This window comes from Desulfonatronovibrio magnus (genome assembly GCF_000934755.1).
GTDB lineage: Bacteria > Desulfobacterota > Desulfovibrionia > Desulfovibrionales > Desulfonatronovibrionaceae > Desulfonatronovibrio > Desulfonatronovibrio magnus.
In genome coordinates, this window is record NZ_JYNP01000033.1 from 43,732 (window position 1) to 65,725 (window position 21,994).

Annotated in this window: 14 protein-coding genes; 8 read left to right on the forward strand and 6 right to left on the reverse strand. The window is 40.0% G+C overall.

Annotated elements, in window-relative coordinates; translation table 11 throughout:
- Positions 1 to 44 precede the first annotated feature (44 nt).
- The 5 genes from LZ23_RS04585 (at position 45) to LZ23_RS04605 (ending at position 9,048) form a co-directional block, all read left to right on the forward strand.
- The gene (locus LZ23_RS04585) at positions 45 to 1,349 is read left to right on the forward strand and encodes a helix-turn-helix domain-containing protein (RefSeq protein ID WP_045211988.1); all 1,305 of its coding nucleotides are present in this window, start codon (positions 45 to 47) and stop codon (positions 1,347 to 1,349) included.
- A 131-nt stretch (positions 1,350 to 1,480) separates the two neighbouring features.
- Positions 1,481 to 2,644, forward strand: a complete 1,164-nt coding sequence (gene dnaN, locus LZ23_RS04590) for a DNA polymerase III subunit beta (RefSeq protein ID WP_045211989.1) — start codon at positions 1,481 to 1,483, stop codon at positions 2,642 to 2,644.
- 5 nt (positions 2,645 to 2,649) lie between these two features.
- Positions 2,650 to 5,037: a DNA topoisomerase (ATP-hydrolyzing) subunit B gene (gene gyrB, locus LZ23_RS04595; RefSeq protein ID WP_045211991.1), complete on the forward strand. Its 2,388-nt coding sequence runs from the start codon at positions 2,650 to 2,652 to the stop codon at positions 5,035 to 5,037.
- A gap of 455 nt (positions 5,038 to 5,492) precedes the next feature.
- The gene (gene gyrA / locus LZ23_RS04600) at positions 5,493 to 7,916 is read left to right on the forward strand and encodes a DNA gyrase subunit A (protein WP_045211992.1); all 2,424 of its coding nucleotides are present in this window, start codon (positions 5,493 to 5,495) and stop codon (positions 7,914 to 7,916) included.
- Positions 7,917 to 8,241: 325 nt separating this feature from the next.
- On the forward strand, positions 8,242 to 9,048 hold the full coding sequence (locus tag LZ23_RS04605) for a tetratricopeptide repeat protein (RefSeq protein WP_198145901.1): 807 nt from the start codon (positions 8,242 to 8,244) through the stop codon (positions 9,046 to 9,048).
- Between the two features lie 89 nt (positions 9,049 to 9,137).
- On the opposite strand, the gene LZ23_RS04610 is transcribed toward LZ23_RS04605, so the two are convergent.
- From LZ23_RS04610 to LZ23_RS04630, 5 genes are read right to left on the reverse strand one after another with little or no spacing between them, the layout of a single operon-like run.
- Positions 9,138 to 10,028 (reverse strand): hypothetical protein, encoded by an 891-nt coding sequence (locus tag LZ23_RS04610; RefSeq protein ID WP_045211995.1) that lies wholly within the window; start codon positions 10,026 to 10,028, stop codon positions 9,138 to 9,140.
- A complete protein-coding gene (gene malQ / locus LZ23_RS04615) occupies positions 10,025 to 11,542 on the reverse strand; it encodes a 4-alpha-glucanotransferase (RefSeq protein WP_045211996.1) in 1,518 nt (505 codons plus the stop codon). Before malQ ends, LZ23_RS04610 begins: the two co-directional genes overlap by 4 nt.
- On the reverse strand, positions 11,539 to 13,425 hold the full coding sequence (glgB, locus tag LZ23_RS04620) for a 1,4-alpha-glucan branching protein GlgB (RefSeq protein WP_045211997.1): 1,887 nt from the start codon (positions 13,423 to 13,425) through the stop codon (positions 11,539 to 11,541). Before glgB ends, malQ begins: the two co-directional genes overlap by 4 nt.
- Positions 13,426 to 13,451: 26 nt before the next feature.
- A complete protein-coding gene (locus tag LZ23_RS04625; protein WP_052507121.1) occupies positions 13,452 to 14,297 on the reverse strand; it encodes a DNA polymerase III delta subunit-related protein in 846 nt (281 codons plus the stop codon).
- Between the two features lie 10 nt (positions 14,298 to 14,307).
- Positions 14,308 to 15,588 (reverse strand): adenylosuccinate synthase, encoded by a 1,281-nt coding sequence (locus LZ23_RS04630; protein ID WP_045211999.1) that lies wholly within the window; start codon positions 15,586 to 15,588, stop codon positions 14,308 to 14,310.
- Between the two features lie 649 nt (positions 15,589 to 16,237).
- On the opposite strand from LZ23_RS04630, the gene LZ23_RS04635 reads away from it, so the two are divergent.
- The 3 genes from LZ23_RS04635 (at position 16,238) to LZ23_RS22325 (ending at position 19,557) form a co-directional block, all read left to right on the forward strand.
- Complete coding sequence (locus LZ23_RS04635; protein ID WP_045212000.1) at positions 16,238 to 17,344, forward strand: AAA family ATPase; 1,107 nt, start codon at positions 16,238 to 16,240, stop codon at positions 17,342 to 17,344.
- On the forward strand, positions 17,337 to 18,038 hold the full coding sequence (locus LZ23_RS04640) for a DUF4276 family protein (protein ID WP_045212002.1): 702 nt from the start codon (positions 17,337 to 17,339) through the stop codon (positions 18,036 to 18,038). The genes LZ23_RS04635 and LZ23_RS04640 overlap by 8 nt, the downstream gene beginning before the upstream one ends.
- Positions 18,039 to 18,108: 70 nt before the next feature.
- A complete protein-coding gene (locus LZ23_RS22325) occupies positions 18,109 to 19,557 on the forward strand; it encodes an MltF family protein (RefSeq protein WP_198145902.1) in 1,449 nt (482 codons plus the stop codon).
- Positions 19,558 to 19,948: 391 nt separating this feature from the next.
- On the opposite strand, the gene LZ23_RS04650 is transcribed toward LZ23_RS22325, so the two are convergent.
- Positions 19,949 to 21,655 (reverse strand): IS1634 family transposase, encoded by a 1,707-nt coding sequence (locus LZ23_RS04650; protein ID WP_045212003.1) that lies wholly within the window; start codon positions 21,653 to 21,655, stop codon positions 19,949 to 19,951.
- Between the last annotated feature and the right edge of the window lie 339 nt (positions 21,656 to 21,994).

Genomic DNA, 21,994 nt, shown 5'->3' on the forward strand with positions numbered 1-21,994 from the left:
AGATATGAGGGGGCTGACATTTTGTCCAGGAGCATTGCGTGTTTATGAAAAACCGTCTACCTCCCCTATGTTTACAAAGTGGCAAGGCTTCCGTCAATATCCCCGACCTTATGGATATAAAAAAAACATATAATCGCACACTTTCTGATCACTTGATTCAAAACGGTTTGGACTACAGTAATTTAAATATTTCAGATAATATTAAATTGTGCGAAGATGACACTTATGTAGAGTTGTATTTTCCACACATTTTCCTTTATGAAATATATAAAGACCAAATCCAAAATGATGCTGAATATTTTTTTAACAAAAAAATTATACATAATGTTAATAATAATGGTAGTTATGATATAAAAAAATTAATCACAGATAATAAAGATGTAAATTATAAATTTGAAAACTTCTTAAAAAATGAAAAAAATCATATCGCCTATAATATATGTTTAGATATATGCAAAAATAGGTATAAAAAAAATTTTATAACTCTATATGGAACGAAAAAAACTGGAAAAACTCATCTATGTCATGCAATCATAAATAAATTAAAAAATAAAAATATTATGTATATAGATGCTGATGATATATGCTCGGAATTTAAAATTGAAAAAATAAACATATCAAAAAAAATATTAAAATATGATATAGTGATCATAGAAAACATAAATAAATTTCACAATAACAATAAATGTCAAATCATATTCAAAAAAGTAGTAGATAATTTTCTTTCCAAAGACAAAATATTAATCTTGACTTATCAAGGGGAATTTATCGATGAAAATATATATGAAAATGATCTGTATACCAGAATCATGTCATCTATGACAGCAAAACTGAACACGCCAGGTCTGAATGATAAAGTAGAATTTGCTAAAAAATTTTGTCAGGAAAATAAAATCAGGTTGGGTATGGATATTATTTTTACAATCTCCAAGAGTTCTGATACCTTCTGCTCTCTGAGAGGGGTTCTTGAGAAATTGAAATTTTCAAGAGATAATCAAGGTAGAATTGATCCACAAGCAGCCCGAAAATTAGAAGAAAATAACTGCACGACCAACATCAAAAGCAAGGAAATCTTAAACACGGTATCCAATTTTATGGATATTTCCTGCATAGATATACTGAGTAAAAAAAGAGATAAAAAAATTACGCTGGCCAGACAGATTTGTATGTTTCTGATAAAAAAGGTGTTAGACTGGCCATACTGTAAAATTGGTGAAAGTATGGGTGGACGAAGCCACAGTACTGTTATTTACAGTATAAAAAAAATCGAAAAATTACAGACTGTTAACCAAGATATCAACAAAATGGTAAATGATCTGTTCGTAAGGGTTACAAAAAGTAATTTATGAACAGAAATCAAAAATTTTCTTTCATGATCGTTATAAATGTTCAAAAACAATACACATAAGTCTTTTTAAAATCAAATACTTATATTAATTATGAACCTAAGATCAGGGTAAACAAATACAAGGAGATATAAATGTATTTAAGAGTATTTAAAGAGGATATCATTGAAGGCATTCTCAGATGTACGAGTGTTATTTCCCAAAAAACCGGCCCTGCTTATTTAAGGACTTTATGGCTAAGTGCAGATGATGAAAGATTGAATATTATGGGCACAGATGGAAATATCGAATTTACAGGTTCATATAATGCAAATGTGTTGGAAAAAGGATTGGTGGGAGTAGAAGGAAAAAAAATTGGAGATCTGATTCGAAAGCTTAAGCCTGGAGAAATAATTATCAGAGCAGATAATGAAAACAATGTGCTCTCAATTCAGCAGGATAAACGAAGATATAAAATACCCACAACTGAGAGTTCCTGGTTTCCGGATCTTGATGAATTTCCTGAGGAAAATAAGGTTCTATGGTCAGGTGAGATTTTAAAAGAGATAGTTGACAAAACACTGTTTTGCATAGGCGAAGATGAATCCATGGGTACCATAACTATGCTTAAGGTAGCAAAAGGGGATCCTGAGTATTCAGTTGTTGAATGTTGCGCATTTGATAATCAGAATATGAGTATTTACTCTTTTAAAAATGAAGATATTTTCAATCTGATTCCTGAGGAAGGCTTTCTAATTTCTAGAAAGTATATCATGGAATTAAAAAAATGGCTGACAAATCATGAGATAGAGGTGAACATTACTACTGACAGACTTTTTATTCGCAGTGAACAAATCAAAGAAAGCATCAGTTTTCCTCTTAGTTTTGGTACGTACACGGACTATAATGAAATACTGAAAACATTCGTTAGTAAGATCAACTCAAGGATCATTGTCAATCGGAAAGAGTTTCTGGAAACTCTCGACAGGTTGTACATATTTACCACTGATTACAATCGAGCTATCATGCTCCAATTGTCTCCTCAGGAAATGACTATCACCAGTACAGCAGTAGAAACCGGCGAGGCATCTGAATCTATAAGTTGTGACTTTAACGGTGATATCAAAGAATTGATTTTTAATATTAGAAGCTTGATGGATATCTTGAATCATTTCAGCTCAGATGATGTCCATCTTAATTTATCTGAAGAAACATTACCTTGTAAGGTCACGAGTGAAAATGAAAAAAACTTCTTTGTGATAACTGTACCGGTTCAGATTGAAGAAGAGGAATACTATACCGAGGAAGAGGATAATTAAATTCGATGGAACAGACTAATAACGAATACACAGCACAAAATATTCAGGTTCTTGAGGGGCTTTCGGCTGTTCGGAAGCGCCCGGCCATGTACATTGGAAGCACTGATGTCAAAGGTCTGCACCATTTGGTGTACGAAGTTATCGACAACAGCATTGACGAAGCTATGGCTGGCTTCTGCAGCAGAATCAAAATAAATGTACATTTGGACAACAGCGTTACCGTTTCTGATGACGGACGAGGAATACCGGTTGATATTCACGAGAAAGAAAATAGACCTGCCTTAGAAGTTGTAATGACAATCCTGCACGCTGGGGGTAAATTTGACAGTGACAGTTATAAAGTCTCCGGGGGGTTGCATGGTGTAGGTGTATCGGTTGTAAACGCATTGTCTGAGTACCTGGAAGTAACAGTCAGACGAGATGGTCAAAAATATTTTCAAAAATACGAAAAGGGTATTCCGGTTTGCGGTCTTCAAAATATGGGCGATTCAACCGGCCGGGGCACAACCATTAAATTCAGACCGGATGAAGAAATATTCAGTGAACTGAATTTTGATTATGACATCCTGGCCAAAAGGTTTGAAGAACTGGCCTATTTAAACAGTGGCATTAAGATTGAGTTTTATGATGAACGAAATCAGAAAAAAGATATTTTCAAATATGAGGGTGGTCTGCTATCATTTATTAAAAATGTAAACAGGGACAATGGTATACACAAACCTGTTTACGGTGAGGGAGAAGTTAATAACGTAAGTATTCAATTTGTTCTGCAGTACAAGACAGGGTATAAAGAACATGTTTATTCTTTTGCCAACAACATTAGAACTGTTGAGGGCGGTACTCACCTTATGGGCTTTAAGGGGGCTCTGACGAGAGCCATCAACAGCTACATTCAAAACAATCAGGATCTTCCGAGAAAACTAAAGCAAAAACTGACCGGCGATGATGTTCGAGAGGGTCTGACAACCATCATCAGTGTCAAAGTCCCTGAACCACAATTTGAGGGACAGACCAAGACAAAACTGGGAAACAATGAAGTCACTGGATATGTTTCAGGAATTGTATATGAGAAAATTATGACCTTTCTCGGGGAAAATCCCAAAGAGGCCAGACTGATAGTTGAGAAGGTGGTTGACGCAGCAAGAGCAAGAGAGGCTGCCAGAAAAGCCAAAGACCTGGTCAGACGAAAAGGGGCACTTTCAGATTTCTCACTTCCTGGAAAGCTTGCTGACTGCCAGAGTAAAGATCCAGTCTTGTCGGAAGTTTTCATTGTTGAGGGGGATTCAGCGGGCGGTTCAGCAAAGCAGGGTCGAAATCCCAAATATCAGGCTATATTGCCTCTTAGAGGTAAGATCCTCAATGTGGAGAAAACCAGGTTTGATAAAATCTTAGAAAATAAGGAAATCAAGGCCATGATTACAGCCATGGGCGCAGGCGTAGGCCATGATGGCATAAATCTGGATAAACTTCGCTATCATAAAGTTGTAATTATGACCGATGCTGATGTTGACGGAGCGCATATCAGAACCCTTCTGCTTACCTTTTTCTTCAGACAGTACCGCGAATTAATTGAAAGGGGCTATCTTTATATTGCTCAGCCACCTCTGTATCGAGTGCATAAAGGCAATTTTGAGAAATACATAAGCGATGAAAAGGAAATGAATGACTTTTTGTTGTCACGTATTTCGGATGAGATAACTATAGTTGCTGAAAACGGTGAAAGCTACTCAGGTGAGGAGATGATCGAGGTCATCAAGAAAATGATCGCCATCAGGGATAATTGTGTTGATGCTTCAAATATGGGCATTAACAGAGACTTGTTTATCTCTCTCATTGAATACGAAACCAAGCTGCACCCGGTTACTTTTGTTTACGAAGATTTTTCAGGGTTTGTAAGTTTTATGGATACCAGGGGGTTTAGTGTACGACTGGAGAAAGAAGAGAGCGAGGAAGAGAAAAGATATTTTCTCTTCTTTACTGATAAAAATGAGCATACGATTAAAATGGGTATTGAATACTTTAACTCCAGAATTTACAAAAAATCTTATGATTACTTTCAGGAATTAAAAACACTTAACCCTGATCTGAAATACAAGATAGTAGTAAAAGATGAAAGTATAGAGGCCCATGGAGTATTTGATATAATGGAAAAAGTTTTCAGTCAGGCACACAAAGGAATCAATATCCAGAGATATAAAGGTCTGGGTGAGATGAACCCTGAGCAATTATGGTCTACTACAATGGATCCTGAAAAACGAACCATGCTCCAGGTGCAGATAGCTGACGCAGAAGAGGCTGATGACCTGTTTTCCAGGCTTATGGGCGATAAGGTAGAACCAAGAAGAGAATTTATTGAACGTAATGCTCTGGATGTAGCTGAGCTTGATATATGAGCCTGTCCATCTGCGATGACTGACGGTGCTGATACTGAAATATACATTGCCTCAGGCATGAAATAAGTATTATAAAATTGAGAGTATTGAGCTTTTCTTAATATTATGTAATAGTTTATCTCTTTTCTAAGGAAAGCAGGGGACAGGCACCCCAGTTTTTGTTTTTTGTTGATGTAAAACACAGACTTAATAAAACAAGGGCTGGGAAAGCCAGTCCACCTCAGGGCTGTATGCCTCCGGGCAGGAAGCCGTGCAACATGCAAATGGCTAAACTGTTACAATATTGTAAATATTGTTGTATATCATAGTTATTTTGGCGTTAAAACCCGTTTACGTCGGCCTGGATCGAGGACTTTCTCAGGCTTCGGGAATTACTTCATTAACTTTACAGAAATGCGTAATGCTCGTGATAAAATGGCAAAACTATTACAAAAAAATGATTCGGAGTAATCAGAGTGAAAGATAATATCTCCATAGAACAGGAAATCAAAAAATCATATCTTGAATATTCATTAAGTGTGATCATTGGCAGGGCGATTCCTGATGTTCGCGACGGGCTAAAACCAGTTCATCGACGAATCCTTTTTGCCATGCATGAACTTGGCAATACCTTCAATCGACCTTACAAAAAATCTGCCAGGGTGGTGGGTGATGTTATTGGTAAATATCATCCCCATGGAGATTCAGCTGTGTATGATGCTTTGGTCCGCATGGCCCAGGATTTTAATATGCGTGACCCTCTTGTGGACGGTCAGGGTAACTTTGGGTCCATTGATGGTGATGCACCAGCAGCCATGAGGTATACTGAAGCGCGCATGTCCCGTCTCGCAGGTGAATTTCTTGCAGATATTGAAAAAAAGACTGTAAATTTTCGGGCCAACTATGACAATACACTTCACGAACCAGAGGTGCTGCCCACCAAAGTCCCCAATATTTTAATTAATGGCAGTGCTGGAATAGCTGTGGGTATGGCTACCAACATTCCTCCACATAATCTTGAAGAAGTTGTAAATGCACTTCTTTATGTTCTGGACAATCCAGAAGCCACTGTAAACGATATAATGAAGTTTGTCCGGGGTCCGGATCTTCCAACAGGAGCTTATATCTATAATATGAAGGGTATAAGGGAAGCTTATGAAACCGGCCGGGGTAGCTTTAAGATAAGATCCAAAGTAGAGGTTGAATCCAGAAATAAAAATTATGACAGTGTTGTTATTACAGAAATACCTTATGCCCTGAACAAGTCAAATCTTGTGGAAAAAATTGGGGTGCTCATTAATGAGAAAAAAATAGAAGGTATATCTGATTTACGGGATGAATCTGATCGTAATGGCATTCGCATTGTAATTGATTTGAAAAAAGGTGCCATCGCAGATGTAATAATCAATAAGCTTTACAAGATGACCAGTCTTGAAACCAGCTTTGGCATCAACATGATGGCTGTTGTGAACAACAGACCACAGCTCTTGAATATACGCGATATCATGATTCACTTCCTTGAGCACCGCAAGGAAGTAATTATCCGCAGATCGCGCTTTGATCTGGAAAAAGCAGAGCATAGAGCACATATTCTGGAGGGTTTACAGATAGCTCTTGATAATATTGATGAAGTAGTCAGGCTTATAAGATCGTCATCTACTCCTGCTGAAGCCAAGGAAAAGCTGATAAATGCATTCAGTCTGTCACCAATTCAGTCTCAGGCAATTCTGGATATGCGATTACAGCGTCTAACCAACCTTGAGCGGGAAAAGCTTCTCGAAGAATATAAGGAAATATTGAAGAAGATAGAATATCTCAAAAGCATTCTGGAAAATATTCAGGTTTTGAAAGGTGTTATCCGGGAAGAACTGGAATATATAAAAAAGACATATTCCACTCCACGCAAAACTGTGATTATGGATCATGATCCCGGCAGCATTGATGTTATGGATATGATCCCCGACGAAGATGTTGTCTTAACCATGTCCAGGAACGGATACTTTAAGAGAACATTATTAGAAGTATTTCATCAGCAGAAAAGAGGTGGAAAAGGAATTGCCGGTGCCAATGTTTCTGAGAAGGATTTTATTTCTACTCTTATAACTACAAGTAACCACCAGGATATCTATCTGTTTTCCAACAAAGGAAGGGTTTACAAACTCAAGGCTTATGAGATTCCCGAGGGTTTAAGAACTGCTCGGGGAGTTCACATAAATAACCTTCTTCCATTGAGTAAAGACGAATACATAGCTACGGCCCTGTCTGAAAGAAATATGAATCCTGAATCTTTTTTTCTTTTTGTAACCAAAAGAGGGCTGGTAAAGCGAACAGCTGTAGAACTGTATAAAAATATGCGATCCATGGGACTAATTGCAGTTAATCTCAAGGATGAGGATGAACTTATTGGAGTACGCGTGGTAAATGCTGAATCCAGAATAGTTCTTTCCACAAGAGATGGTTATGCAATTCATTTTGAATGCACTGACATTAGACCCTCAGGAAGAAATGCCATGGGTGTAAAGGGTATTTCCCTGCGCAAAACTGACCGGGTTGTATCGGTGGTAATAGTAAATGGAGACGATAGAAATGATCTGTTTTCCATCTCTGAAAAGGGTTTTGGCAAGAAAACGAGTCTTGAAATGTACAAAGTACAGTCAAGAGGTGGAAAAGGAATTATTAATATGAAGGTCAATTCAAGAATAGGCCAGGTTGTGGGCTCAATGCTTCTGAATGACAATGACGAATTAATATTCTTCACTTCAGCCAATAAAATAATAAGGACCACTGCCGCAGATATCAGACAGGTGGGAAGATCAACCATGGGTGTCAAGATGGTCAATCTGGACCAGGACCAGAAAGTTATATGCTTTGATATAATTATTCAGGAAAATCAGTTGTAGTTAAAATTAAATACCTTTAAGAGTTTAGACCTATGGATGCTGCGCGCGGACAGACTCTTGCAGGACCCACTTGCTTAATAAGTGGCAGGGATTATTACGCGTTCCAAAAAAGGTAACCTGGGGCTGTTCCGAAGCCAGAGACAGTTATCGTGCCAATTTGTCACAACCTGGTTTTAACTCCAATACAGCTATGACACACAGCTCAAATTTACAGCTTTTAGAAACGCTTAATGCTCCCAAGTGGCACTTTTAAAACATGGGCTATTAGCTCCAAGTGCAGCCCAAAATACCTGTCTTTATTCAGTTCATGCAGGGCGAAATAATTGTGAAAAAAATTCAATTCTTGTCAAAAGCTCTAATTATTTGGGTTTTAATTATTTCATTACTTTCCTGCCTTGAAGCCAATGAATCCACGAACAACTTCATCAGAGCTGAAAAGGCTCTTTCATCAGGTAAACATTCTGACGCTATCCATTATTACGATATTCACCTTGAAGAAGAATCAGATCCTGACCAGAGGTATATAACCTGGGAAAGATTGTTGTATATTCATCTGGATATTGATCAGGATATTGAACGAAGTCTCGGAATTCTACGAAATATGAGCTTTGAATTTCGCCAGGACAGAGAAAGGATATGGGATATATACAACAGGATAGGGTTATTGTATGCTCGTTTGAGGCAGTTTCAAAACTCATTGGAAACCCATAAAAGGGCTTCAGAGGCAGCATTTAACGATGCTACGCTTGTTGAGTCATACATGAATATAGCTCAGACCTATGTATACATGCGTGAATATAATGCTGCAGCTGCAACTCTTCAACGGATTATTAAGAATGATATGCAGGCTGATAAATACTTGATTGGCAAGCCAGAGTATCTGCTGGGTAAAATATATTTAAGACAGAATGATTTTGACAAGGCAGAATATTATCTGCAAAAAGCCTACTACTCCTGGGCTGATGATAATATCCGATCTATGGCAGGTATCATGCTGCTGGATGTCTACCTGCTCAACGAGCAGGTAGACAGTGCCAAAAAAATATTAATGGAACTTAAGGAGATTTACCCTAATCCACTGGTCATGAAAATGAGATTAGATGGTATCAAAAGAGTGGATCAAGATGATTAACCGTGTCCTTCCGTGTGTTCCGTGGGCAAAACATCTTGGCTTTCTTTGAAAATGAAACAACATGTTTGTTTGAAATTTCCGCTAAGCGCCTAATCAATCTTAATCCTATAATGTTCGAGGGCGCTTTCCAAAGATTGAAGAACTTCGTTCAATGTCTCCTGATCCTCTTCAGGTGCTTTTTCTCTTAAATATTCAATTCGTGAAGTATATTCATGAATAAGTAAAAGAGTAATATAATCTGCAGTCTGTCGGGGAATATTTCTCAGAGCATTTATGATCTGTTCATGCTCATCAACCCTTTGGCCAAGTTGTTCAACAGCTTCCTGGTAAGCTATATCCTGTTCACTTACCAGAGCTTCTACCCTGTAGACTTCTTCAAGAAGAAATGTACCCTGACTGTTTAGCTGACCAATTCCGGCAGTGTTTTCAGAGACCATTTCAAGTGTTAAGTGGTTTTGCTGTGCTGTTTCGTTCAAACGTTCATGCAGACAATAATAAAAATATGCACCAACTGCGAAAAGAATTATAACTCCTGCAAGAGCAGTAATACCTGCGATTCCTCCAGCAGGAGAAGGCTTAGAGTAAGGACGGGGTTCATCAGAGGGCGGAATTGATTCTGCCTGTGATTCAGAATCGTGTTGGGGCTCTTGTTGAGGTTCGTCCTTCATTAGAGCTTTTTCATGTTCTTTATGCATATTTAGTATCTCCCCTTTCAGCTGCCTTGACTTGAGTCTGACTAAGTGAAGACGGTCTTTAACCTCTCTGTTTCCGGGCAAAAAAGTTATAAGGCCGAAAATCAGACCTGTTACAAAACAGACAAAAACAAATACATAAAAAGATACTGCCGGCGTACTTAATTCCGCCAGCCACAAATTGAGCAACAATGGGTCTCTCGTATCCAGTACCTGGCTGTTTTGTACAAGAAACAGCATGCTGAAGGCAAATACAAGGGTCAAAAATATTACTCTGAAGGCATTCACATTGACTCTCCTTGGCTGTTGTTTCTTCCATAAATATGAGTAAAATCAGTAAGAAATTTTTCTGTATCCTGATTCAGATTATCTTGCAACATTCTCCATTCCCAGTTTCCAGAAGAAGTTGAAGGCTTGTTCATTCGGCAGTCTGCATCAAGTTTAAGAATATCCTGCATTGGTATTATGCAGAACCTTGCCGGTGAAGCCATTGCCATGCGAATCAGTTCCTTACAGACATTGTTCTTATTGATCTGTTTGCCTGTGTATTTTTCTAACCGCAAAAGCGTCTCCTGGTCCAGTTCTTTTTTAAGCCAGCCTAAAAGGGTGTTATTGTCATGAGTACCGGTATATACTACGCAGTTATATACATGATTATGAGGAATATAAGGGTTGGAAGGCATATCCGGGCCAAAGGCGAATTGAAGAATTTTCATTCCTGGCAATTGAAAATGGTCTCTGAGTTCAAGGACATCTGAAGTTATGTAGCCGAGATCCTCTGCCACGAATTGAGCCGGAGATACAATCTCAGTAAGTGCTTGAAGCAGTTCTTTTCCAGGACCTTTGACCCATTCACCGTTGACAGCTGTTTTCTCACCTGAACTTATTTTCCAATAAGCGGCAAATCCTCTGAAATGATCAAATCTAAGCAGATCAAACATATTAAGATTTTGTTCAACGCGTTTTTTCCACCATAAAAAGTCTTCCTGCATGCAGGCATCCCAGTCATAAAGAGGGTTACCCCAGAGCTGACCTGTTTCACTGAAATAATCTGGTGGAGCCCCTGCTACATGGGTAGGCATATTATTTTCATCCAGAAGAAAAAGCTGTGGGTGAGACCATAAATCACAGCTGTCAAGGCTGATATATATTGGCAGATCACCGAATATAATGATGCCCTTATTGTTGGCATATGTTTTAAGTTTATTCCATTGAGTGAAAAAAAGATATTGCCAGTATTTCTTTTTTAGAATTAACTCTTCCAGATTGTTATTTATGCGATTAAGCTGCTCAGGATCCTTAAAACGACATTCTTGGGGCCAATTGTACCATGGTGCTCCATTGTGCCTTGATTTCAAAGCACTGAAAATAGAAAAATCATCTAACCAGAACTTATTTACATCACAAAATAAAATAAAATTAGGATCTGACTCAATATGATCCATATTCTTAAAAAAAGCTCTATTAAGGATGCGCTTCTTAAAATCCCAGGCAGTTTCATAATGGGATTTTTCCGGAGAAAAGGCAGGATCTTCCTCAAGATCATCACCATGCAAAATTCCCTGACTGACAAGAGATAAAGGATCGATGAACAATGGATTTCCTGCAAAAGCGCTATAGCTGGAATAAGGTGAATTACCTGTTCCAGGAGTAGTGGGATTCAGTGGTAGTATCTGCCAGATTTTCTGACCTGTTTTGCTCAAAAAATCTACAAAAGTGTACGCACCAGGACCAAGATCACCAACCCCGTAATCAGAAGGCAGTGATGAAACGTGCAGAAGAATTCCAGATCTTCGTTTCACGAGACAACCTCCAGAAAAATAATGGCCATGGGTGGTAAACTGAGTTCAAGACTGCATGAATAACCATGACTGTTGTGAGGATGGGATTCAATTATGTCTGAATTGGTAACACCTGAGCCTCCAAAATCTGGATTATCACTGTTTAAAATTTCCTTCCATGATCCTAAAAAAGGTACACCCAGTCTATGTTTTAATCTCGGGACCGGCGTGAAATTTGCGGCTACAAGCAGGGGTTTATCATCCCTGCCCATACGCAAAAAGGACAAGGTACTGTTGTCCGCGTCATGACAGTCAATCCACGAAAAACCTTTGTTGCTGAAATCTAACTCATACAACTGGGGATGCTGCTGATAAAAGTGATTAAGGGTCTTCATCCATTTTAGCATCTGTTGATGATTTTCATATTCCAGAAGATGCCAGTCCAGACTTTTATCGTGGTTCCATTCGGTCCACTGGGCAAATTCGGACCCCATAAAGGTCATTTTTTTTCCCGGATGAGCATACATATAGCCCAGAAGCAGACGCAGTCCCGAGAATTTATTCCAGTCGTCCCCAGGCATTTTATTTATTAGAGATCCCTTTCCATGCACTACTTCATCATGAGACAGGGGAAGAACAAAGTTTTCAGAATATGCGTACCAGATACTGAAAGTCATTTTGTTATGATGGTATTTGCGATAAACCGGATCTTTTTCCATATAATTTAAAGTATCGTTCATCCATCCCATATTCCACTTGTAGCCGAATCCAAGTCCACCAACATAAGTAGGCCGGGAAACCATGGGCCATGATGTTGATTCTTCTGCAAAGGTCTGTACATCAGGATAGTTCTGGTAAATGGTGGTGTTGAGAAGTTTCAGAAAATCAATGGCTCCGATATTTTCATTTCCGCCGAATTCGTTGGGAATCCATTCTCCGTTTTGTCTTGAATAGTCTAAGTACAGCATGGACGCTACGGCATCCAGTCGCAAACCATCAATATGATATTTGTCAAGCCAGAACATGGCACTGCTGATAAGAAAGTTTACAACTTCATGTCGGTCATAATTGAAAATAAAGCTTTTCCAGTCGGGATGAAATCCCTTGCGGGGATCCTGATGCTCGTAAAGATGGGTCCCGTCAAAATATCCAAGACCATATTCATCTGTGGGAAAATGAGATGGTACCCAGTCCAGTATAACACCAATGTCATGCTGATGCAGAGCATCTATCAGGGCCATAAAATCCTGAGGTGTGCCAAATCTGCTTGTAGGTGAAAAAAAACCAAGACATTGATAGCCCCATGATCCATAAAAGGGATGCTCAAAAACAGGCATAAACTCAACATGGGTATAACCCATTTCCTTCAGGTATCCTGGCAGATCTCTGGCAATTTCTCCATAAGTTAGAAATCGGGATGCATCAGAGGGATCTCTTTTCCATGATCCAAGATGCATTTCATAAATGGACATGGGCTTTTCAAGACCGGATTTTTGACCTCTTGTGTTCATCCACTGACTGTCACTCCAGTCATAGTCCATTTTCCAGATTCTCGAAGCTGTATTCGGAGATGTTTCCCAGAAGAAGGCAAAAGGATCACCTTTATCAGCTCTGTAGCCATGAAATCTTGACTCTATATGATATTTGTAAGTCTGGCCAGGCATGGCTTGAGCAACAAATCCTTCCCAGATGCCTGAACCATCGCTTCTTGGATTTAATTTATGAGATCCTGGACTCCAGTAATTGAAGTCTCCAATAACTGACACTGCCTGGGCATTGGGTGCCCATACAGCAAAGTATGTACCTCTTACTCCACCATGCATCAGAACCTGGGCTCCAAGATGCTGGTAAAGTCTGAAGTGTCTGCCCTGTTTAAACAGGTAAATATCATGTTCTGTAAACAATTTGTTCTCCTTTTAACAATACTTGCTTAGGTTGGGTTGCGGGAAAAACCCGCCTTAGCCTTGAGAAATTTTTTCCACAAACTTACAGCCATCCACTCCATTACCAGGTCAACTTTTGTGGTGTAATGCAAAGAATGTTCAGCTTTCTTCAAAACCTGAATCATCTGGTACCTGACAGGTGAATTCAAAGAAGTAAAAGGATTATCAGGTTTTTCATACAGCATGGAGTTGATCATTTCCTGCCTGCACCTTGCAATTAGAAAGTGAGCCATTTGTGATGAAACACTATCTTTTGACATGGTTCTGTCAAGCCAGCCTTTTCCAGTCCTGGTGAATTGGATAAGTTCATTGAATAATACATCAGTATCCTCAGGGATATTAGATGCAGACCTGCTCAAGGTAAGCACAAAACTTCTGGAAACGAGAGTGGGAAAAAGGTTTTCCCGTTGTGGGGTTAAGAGAACAAAACTGTTGCCAGGGCAGGGTTCTTCGAGTGATTTGAGTAAAGCATTGGCTGGTTCAGACCTAATGCCCTGACATTCTGGAATAATTATAACTCTCCAGGCATTATGCGGTTTTTGGGTAAAAACAGGCCGGAGTTGACGAACTTCATCAATGGTTAGTTCTTTACCGCTTTTAAAAAGTTTCAAGTCCCGGCACTCATTTTGGCTGATTTGTTTGCAGGTTCGGCAATTCAGGCATGGGCCGGAAGATTCAGTACAATTTAAAGACATGGCCCAGTATAGAGCCACGCTTTGTCTTTCATCAGCAGAGCCGCCTTCCACAAGCAGACAGTTTGGTGGTGATTTTCCGAGCTTATGGATAAGAGAGGCGGCTCTTGGCTGGGATTGGATATTACAATGTTCGAACATACAGATAAAATCAATCAATCCTTATGGTCTGATCGCGATCAGGTCCCACAGAAACAATAGAGATTTTAATTCCAAGATAATTTTCAATCATTTCAATATATCTCCGGGCATTGGCGGGCATTTCCTGAATTTGGGAAATTTTTGTAATATCTTCGGTCCATCCCGGGAACTCTTCGTAAATGGGGTTAACTACTGCCATGGCATTTTCTTCCTGGGGTGGATATGAAACAGTCTGCCCTTTGTATTCATAACCTGTACAAACCTTTATAGTTTCAAGACCGCTTAGCACATCAAGCTTGGTCAAAGCGATTTCTGTGGGCCCACAAAGGCGGACTGATTCGCGCAAAATAACAAGGTCAAGCCATCCGCATCTTCTTTTACGTCCGGTAGTAGATCCAAATTCTGCACCCATTTCCTGCATATGAGCGCCGATCTCATTATCCTGCTCTGTAGGAAAAGGCCCTTGTCCAACTCTCGTGGTGTATGCCTTGACAACACTCAATATCTTCTTCATGTCATAAAAATACCCTGAACCGGCTGATGCATTACCAGTGACTGTATTGGATGAAGTAACAAAAGGGTATGTTCCATGATCTATGTCAAGCTGGATGCCCTGTGCTCCCTCAAACAAAACAGTCTTGCCTTTATCCCTTGCATCCTGAATCTTTTGGGATACATCGGCAAGAAAGGGCTCAAGGCGCAGACAAAAGGGTTTTATTTGTTCAAAGACCTGTTCAGGGTCAAGAGGGTCCTGGCCGTATAAATGTTTGAGTAGAGAATTTTTTTCAACAAGAGCCTTATTGATCTTTTCGCGCATGAGATCCAAATCCTGCATATCTCCGGCTCTTATACCTACTCTTGACATCTTATCTTCATAACACGGCCCTATTCCCCTGCCAGTGGTGCCGATTTTATCTTTTCCTGATTTGGCTATTTCTCTGGCCTGATCCAGAGCCTTGTGATAAGGCATGATGAGGTGGGTTTTTTTGCTTATGGACAGCCTTTCATGTGAAATATCAATCCCTGATCTGGAAAGTTTATCAATTTCCTGACAGAACACTTCAGGATCCAGAACCACTCCATTTCCTATCAGACATACCTTATTGGGATGAAGAATTCCTGATGGTATAAGATGCAGGATAAATTTTTTGTCACCGGTGACCAGTGTGTGCCCGGCATTGTTTCCTCCCTGAAAGCGAACAATCATTTCTGCATCTTCAGTGAGAATATCTACAATTTTTCCTTTTCCCTCGTCACCCCATTGGGATCCGAAGACAATCATATTGGACATTATTTCCTCCAAAAGTCCTCATAATTTTTGGTACAGCGTTTAAACTTAAAATATAGATGATTTAAAGTCAATTAATGAATAGCACTACAACGACACTTTGTCTAAGCTGGAAAGAGACGATTCAACTGCTTTTCATTTTATATTTGTCCCCAGCGCAACCAGCAACAGTTGTTGGCCTGGTGGACTGGAAGACCGTTGTTTCTTTTTTCTGGCCCCTTGCAGATCTTTGTACTATGGGTTTGGTGATGATATGTAAAATTTGCTGACTGGGAAGGGTGCTGTAAGACCCTGGCCAAATCCAAAGTCACAGCTTTTTCTCTTGTAATCTCCACCAGAAAATGGTTATTTGGTTTGAATTTGATTCAGCATAGCTTTACTTACCTTTTATTTTTTGTAATTATTTAGCAATGTTAATAAGAAAATCTGTCCCCGGGAATCAGTTATCCTGGTCCCGGATTGAGTCTGGGATGACGGATCCTGGACCGGGATGACGGTTAATGCAGGCAGTTGCCCTTTCTGTCATTCCGGGGAAGCTTGTTCCAGGCTTTCACTAAGAGCCGGAATTCAGTGTGTAAAATTAGCAACCTGCCGGATGTGGCGAATAATTACATAATCATTAACTCTCATGTAACATTCTGGGGTAGTTTAAATGGCCGACTCATTGGATAAATTATCGATTCGCGGCTTCAAATCCATTGGGGAACTGACTGACTTCGAGCTTAAAGACCTGAATATTTTCGTCGGGGCCAATGGAGCGGGAAAGAGCAACCTGATCTCCTTTTTTTGCATGCTGCAATCGCTGATCAAAGGCAATCTCGTCGAATATATTCGAGACAGCGGAGGAGTCAGTGACCTTCTCCACAATGGACGCAAGGCCACAAAGCATATGGAATTTGAAACCCGTTTTGGCCCACGTGGGTACCGATTTAAGATCAAGCCAGGGCCAGGAGAAGGCTTCGCCCTGACTGATGAAGCTCTTTGTTATGCTCAGGGTTACAAGGGTTGGCGGGAACTTGGGACCAGTGGAGACAGTTCTTCATTACTGGTTAAGGATGCAAAAGGAAGAGCACGCAACAGTCAACACAGCAGGCCTGTTTACGATGCCATTAACTCCTGGAAAATCTATCATTTCCATGACACAAGCTTGACTGCGCCAATGAGGCACGCAGAAATTATTGAGGACAACAAGGTATTACGTTACGATGCATCAAACATTGCTCCATTTTTGTTTCGTCTAAGAAATGAAGGAAAGTCCTGTTATGACGAGATCTTGAATGCCTGCCGACTTGTAGCACCGTTCCTTGACGATTTTCTGCTTGACCTTCAACAGATGGGACCAAAGACTAAAGTTTCTTTGTCATGGAAAACCAGGGGTTCCGACTATCCAATGCAGCCGTATCACCTCTCCGATGGCAGCATTCGCTTTATTTGTCTTGCCACGGCACTTCTCCAGCCCAATCCGCCATCCACCATCATTATTGATGAGCCTGAACTGGGCTTGCATCCAGAAGCGATAAGAATTCTTGGTGAACTTGTTGAAGATGCAGCTAAAAGGACTCAAGTTGTTCTGGCGACACAGTCGCCACTTCTTCTGGATCAATTTTTCATCGAGGATATTGTGGTGGTGAAACGCAAACATGGACAATCAACTTTTGAGCGATTAAAGCGTGCTGATTTCAATGAATGGCTGGACGATTATTCAGTCGGCCAGCTTTGGACAAAGAATGTCATTCAGGGTGGCACAGCCAATGGGTAGTTATGCAGAAGTGGTAGTGCTTGTGGAGGGGGCAACTGAGCAGATGTTTGTTAAACAACTTCTTGCTCCGTATATGGCCAGCAGTGGTGTGTATCTGACTCCTATCATTATAGATAAACCTGGCGAAAAAGGCGGTGACGTAAAGTTTGCACGAGCCAGAAATGACATTGGAAAGCATCTTAAGCAACGAAAAGATGCCTGGATTACGCTTCTTGTTGACTACTACGGCATACGAGGTGACTGGCCTGGATATGCTGAATCGAAGCAGGAAAAGGATCATGTAAGAAAAGCTGCCATTATCAGTCAGGCTACTGCTAAACAGATTCAACAACTTTTCCCGGAGCAAAATCAGGCAGGCCGGTTTATACCTTATTTTTCAATGTACGAGATTGAAGCTCTGTATTTCAGTGATCCGGCTTGTCTGGCTGAAAAGTTAGGCGTTGCTCAAAAACAGATTGACGCTATTCTTTTAGAGTGCAAGGAACCTGAAAAAATCAACGACAATAGCAGCACAGCACCCTCAAAAAAATTAGAGGCACTATCTGATCGTTTCAAGAAAACTTCTACAGGCATTGCGATAGCAGAGGCAATTGGTATTGGCAAAATGCGTGAAGCTTGCCCATTGTTTGACGGTTGGGTAAAAAAACTGGAATCATTAGTAGCGAAGGAAGATAGCAATATGTCTGCTTCATAGCCAGAATTGCTGACATTGCATAAGGGTGCGGGAGGCTTTAAGTTGTACCAAAATGGGGTGCTGTTTTTTGATGGAAGCTTTTAAAAAAATTAGTATAATCAAGCACAATATACACAAGCACAAGATCATTCTAATATTGATCTTAACTTTAATCCTTTTTGTGCTGGGTTATGTCTATTTTCAGAAATATTACTGGTCGCAGGACAGGATAAGGATACTTTATCTTGAGTCTGAACGATCCATTTCAAGCTTGAGTCCTTACGGCAAGGGTTTTGAATGGGATCTTGCGGATTATTTCAGCTCAATCTACGGGCTGAAGCCAGTATGGGTCAAGATCGATGATTTCAACAAAGGTATTGAGCAATTGCAGAGCGGCAGGGCTAATCTGCTGATTTCCGAGCCACTTCTGCCTGACCTTTCCTGGGATAATGTTGTGAGAGGTCCTGGTTATCTATCAGGTAATTTTATTATTACTCATAACAGGTGGCGGTATCCTCTAAAGAATATCCAGGATCTTTGCAATTTTGATACAGTTGCTCCTGGAAGATTCCTGTTTTCGCAAAAAATTGCTTTACTCCAGGATAATCTGAATTGTGAAATTGAAGTATCCAACTCTCTCAATCCTGGGAAAGACTTTTTCAATATGATTTCCCAGCGAGATTTCAGGTTCGGACTTATTGATGAGCTGAATTTTGATCTCTGGCACAGTTTTTTTCTTGACGTATTTCCCTCATACTCTCTTAGTACGTCCACCGAACACGCCTGGTTATGGAGTGCAAAATATAAAGATATGGACAGGAAATTCACTGAGTTCTGGGAAGAAATTTTTGATGATCCGTATCTTTATTATCTGAAAGAAAAATATTTTGGTTTTTTTCCAGCAGAAAAAGACACTTACCAGCTTAACCATTTCATCACCGCAATAGAGACAAAACTTCCTCAATATGCTGACTATATACTCACAGCCTCCCAAGAGTACAATATTGATCCACTGCTGCTGACAGTACTGATATATCAGGAGTCACATTTTGATCCTGTGGCTCAGAGCAGTACGGGGGTTCAGGGATTGATGCAGATAACCCTGGAAACAGCTGACTTTCTCGGAGTAACTAATCGTCTTGATCCTGAACAGAGCATTATGGGCGGAGCCAAATATTTAAATTTTCTTATGGAAAGAGTGGTCCCTACCGGGGCTGAGTCCTGGGACAAATGGTTTCTTACACTTGCTGCGTATAACCAGGGTTTGGGTCACTTGTATGATGCAATGGAACTGGCAGAACGAAAAGGTGTCAACAGGCTGCACTGGTTAGAGTTGAAACAAATATATCCGCTTTTGAGTTTCCAGAGATATTATGAAACATTGCCCAGAGGGTATGCCCGGGGATTTGAGGCAGTACATTTTGTGGAAAATATCAGGTATTATTACTATATTCTGTACGGAATGATTTCACTGGCGCGGCCTGAAGCTGAGCACCTTGGCCGATTTCTTAGGTTTGTTCCTTCGAACTGGCCTGACTGACGGTTGATTGTCCTCTTCAACCTTCCGAGTTTGTTGTGGAGGGTGGTTGTCCAACCCCATGGAATGATTGGCCAGACAGTGGTTAAACAATTGATTCTTCCATCGTACAGACTGAATCAGCGACAGGATTAGTATGTCCTCCTCCCATTCCCGGCTTGGAGTAAAGGAGCACACCTTTTCATAATACTTGTCCCATAGATCAATCAGAGAAGCCTCATCAAGGCTGTTAAGCTCATCTGCAATTTTTTTGAGTTTTCTTTCCATATTACCTTCTTTATTCGTCAGTCAAAAAAACTAAATATACAACACTTAGCGCGAGTTTACGAGTTATGAAATTCTAACACCTTAACATGCTGATATTGTTTTCTTTTTTTAGCACCATCTGTGCCCCCTAACTTGATAAATATTGCTTCATATCGAATAAATCAAATAGCCGCTGCTGGATATTGTCGAGTTTAGAAACAACAGTCTGGGTCTGTTGTTTGTTTTTCTTTTTCGGGAATATATTGATTACCTCTCGTATGCCTGACAGTTTATCATGAAGACTGTTTATTGACATGGACATTCCCGAATCTTTAGCTCTTTTCATAATTAATGCTCTAAGCAACAACGACAACGAGCAATAAAATCCATGAGTTTTGATCATGTTGTCCGTCCAGTGGTACATCGGCCACCATGAGCCTGTTTTTCTATCCTTCATCTGTCTGAAAACATCCTCTATAATATACTGACTTCGATAGGTAATCACAATTTCTTCTGTATCCCAGCTATGATTGTCTGTAATGATGATATTCTTTCCCAGGTAAGTATCGGCAAGCTTGGCAAACTCATCCGTATCCATTGAATATGTGAGCATTGGCATATCATTATGTTCATCAATTGTCGTTTTAATCAATTTTTTCATGTGTTGACCGGAAAGGGCCGCTGAGACTTGGCTCTTAACAGATGCCTGGGTCGGCTTCTTTCCTTTAGTGACCCTTCCAGCTATGCGGTCATCCAGTTTGCCAGCGATAACGGCAAGTTTGCCCAAGGCTTTGTTTATCTCATTATTAATCGATTGAACTTGAGAACTATAAAGATTGTTGTTAAATGTGACCACAACCGTAAGCTTTTTACCATATATGTTCTTGCTGGTGCGAAAGGCCTTAACCTGGTCAAGTCTTGGATGCGAAAGTGGCTTGAAACATTTGTCGCTATTCGATATTTGTGCCAAATCTTTATGATCATCAGGCTTGACTGAGCCTACAAAATGAAAGCCTGAACCCTGAATGAATTTTTTAAAATTTTCTTCCGAGTTATTGCCTTTATCAAATACAATTGTCATACCCCCTCTTTGTGGTATCCTTGCCTGAAAGGCCTTGAAAAAATTGTCAATCACCACGTTAAATTCCTTTGAATCGTGACGATTACCTTCAAACACATCAAAGTATAAAGGAAAGTGATCCTTTCGGCTACAGAACAGGGCATAATTTATTTGCCTGAGATCACTTCGGCCCTGCTTGTTTTTTCCCCTTTTGGCAATTGTGCAACGTGTATTAAAAGAACCGATAAATGAGTAAAAATTGGTCCCATCATATGAAGCGCATGACAGATCAATTTTTTCTTGCTCCAGTACACAATCGATAATTTTAGTCCATGCCTCCTTCATTTTGTTTTCTGTAATCGTTGACATGTTATCCCAGAATCGCTGCGAACTTAGAGAGGTTTTATTTGCTTCAGGAAAAGCACGAAGCAGAATCGTGTCTTGAAACCAGCACCACATTGAACGCTTGCTCACAGCATTAATCCCTCGGTTTATGGCAGCCAGCGTCAAATAAAGCCCAGTTGATGGCCCTTGATTGCGTTTGGAAAAAACTGCATCAAGCGTTTGTATCATATTGATCTGCTGGGATGCATATAAATAGGCTGCCGGAGCACCAAGCTGGAAAATTTCTGCATAATCCGGCTTTGGTGGAACACCCTCTACTGCCTTAATGATTTTATCTAACGTTCCAAGATATTTCTGCCATTTTCTCCGGGACTTGCCATCCCTTCTTTCCTTTTCCTCTGCATAATAATATGTGATACCCTTTATTACTTTTCGAGCTAAATAAGCCATGCTACCTCCCTGTTAGGGGGCACAATAAGCTTTTTCTGGCTGAAAAGTCAAGCAATAATGCAGATAAATCTGTTTTTAAAGTTAGGGGGCACAGCTGCAAGGCTTAACATGTTGAAATGTATGGCTTTTTTGCAAATAAAAAATATAACTCGTAAACTCGCGTTAGATAGCGCTTTAACCGGGTGCTACCAGGCAAAACGCATATAATAAGCACGTTAAGTATTTCCAAAAAACCAGGCTGTAAAGTATTTGCCCCTGAGTTTGGGCTGTGTTACCTTTACGGTTTATCGCACAGGTCAAGGTGTAAGCATTGTGCGTGACATTAACAAACTGTGTACC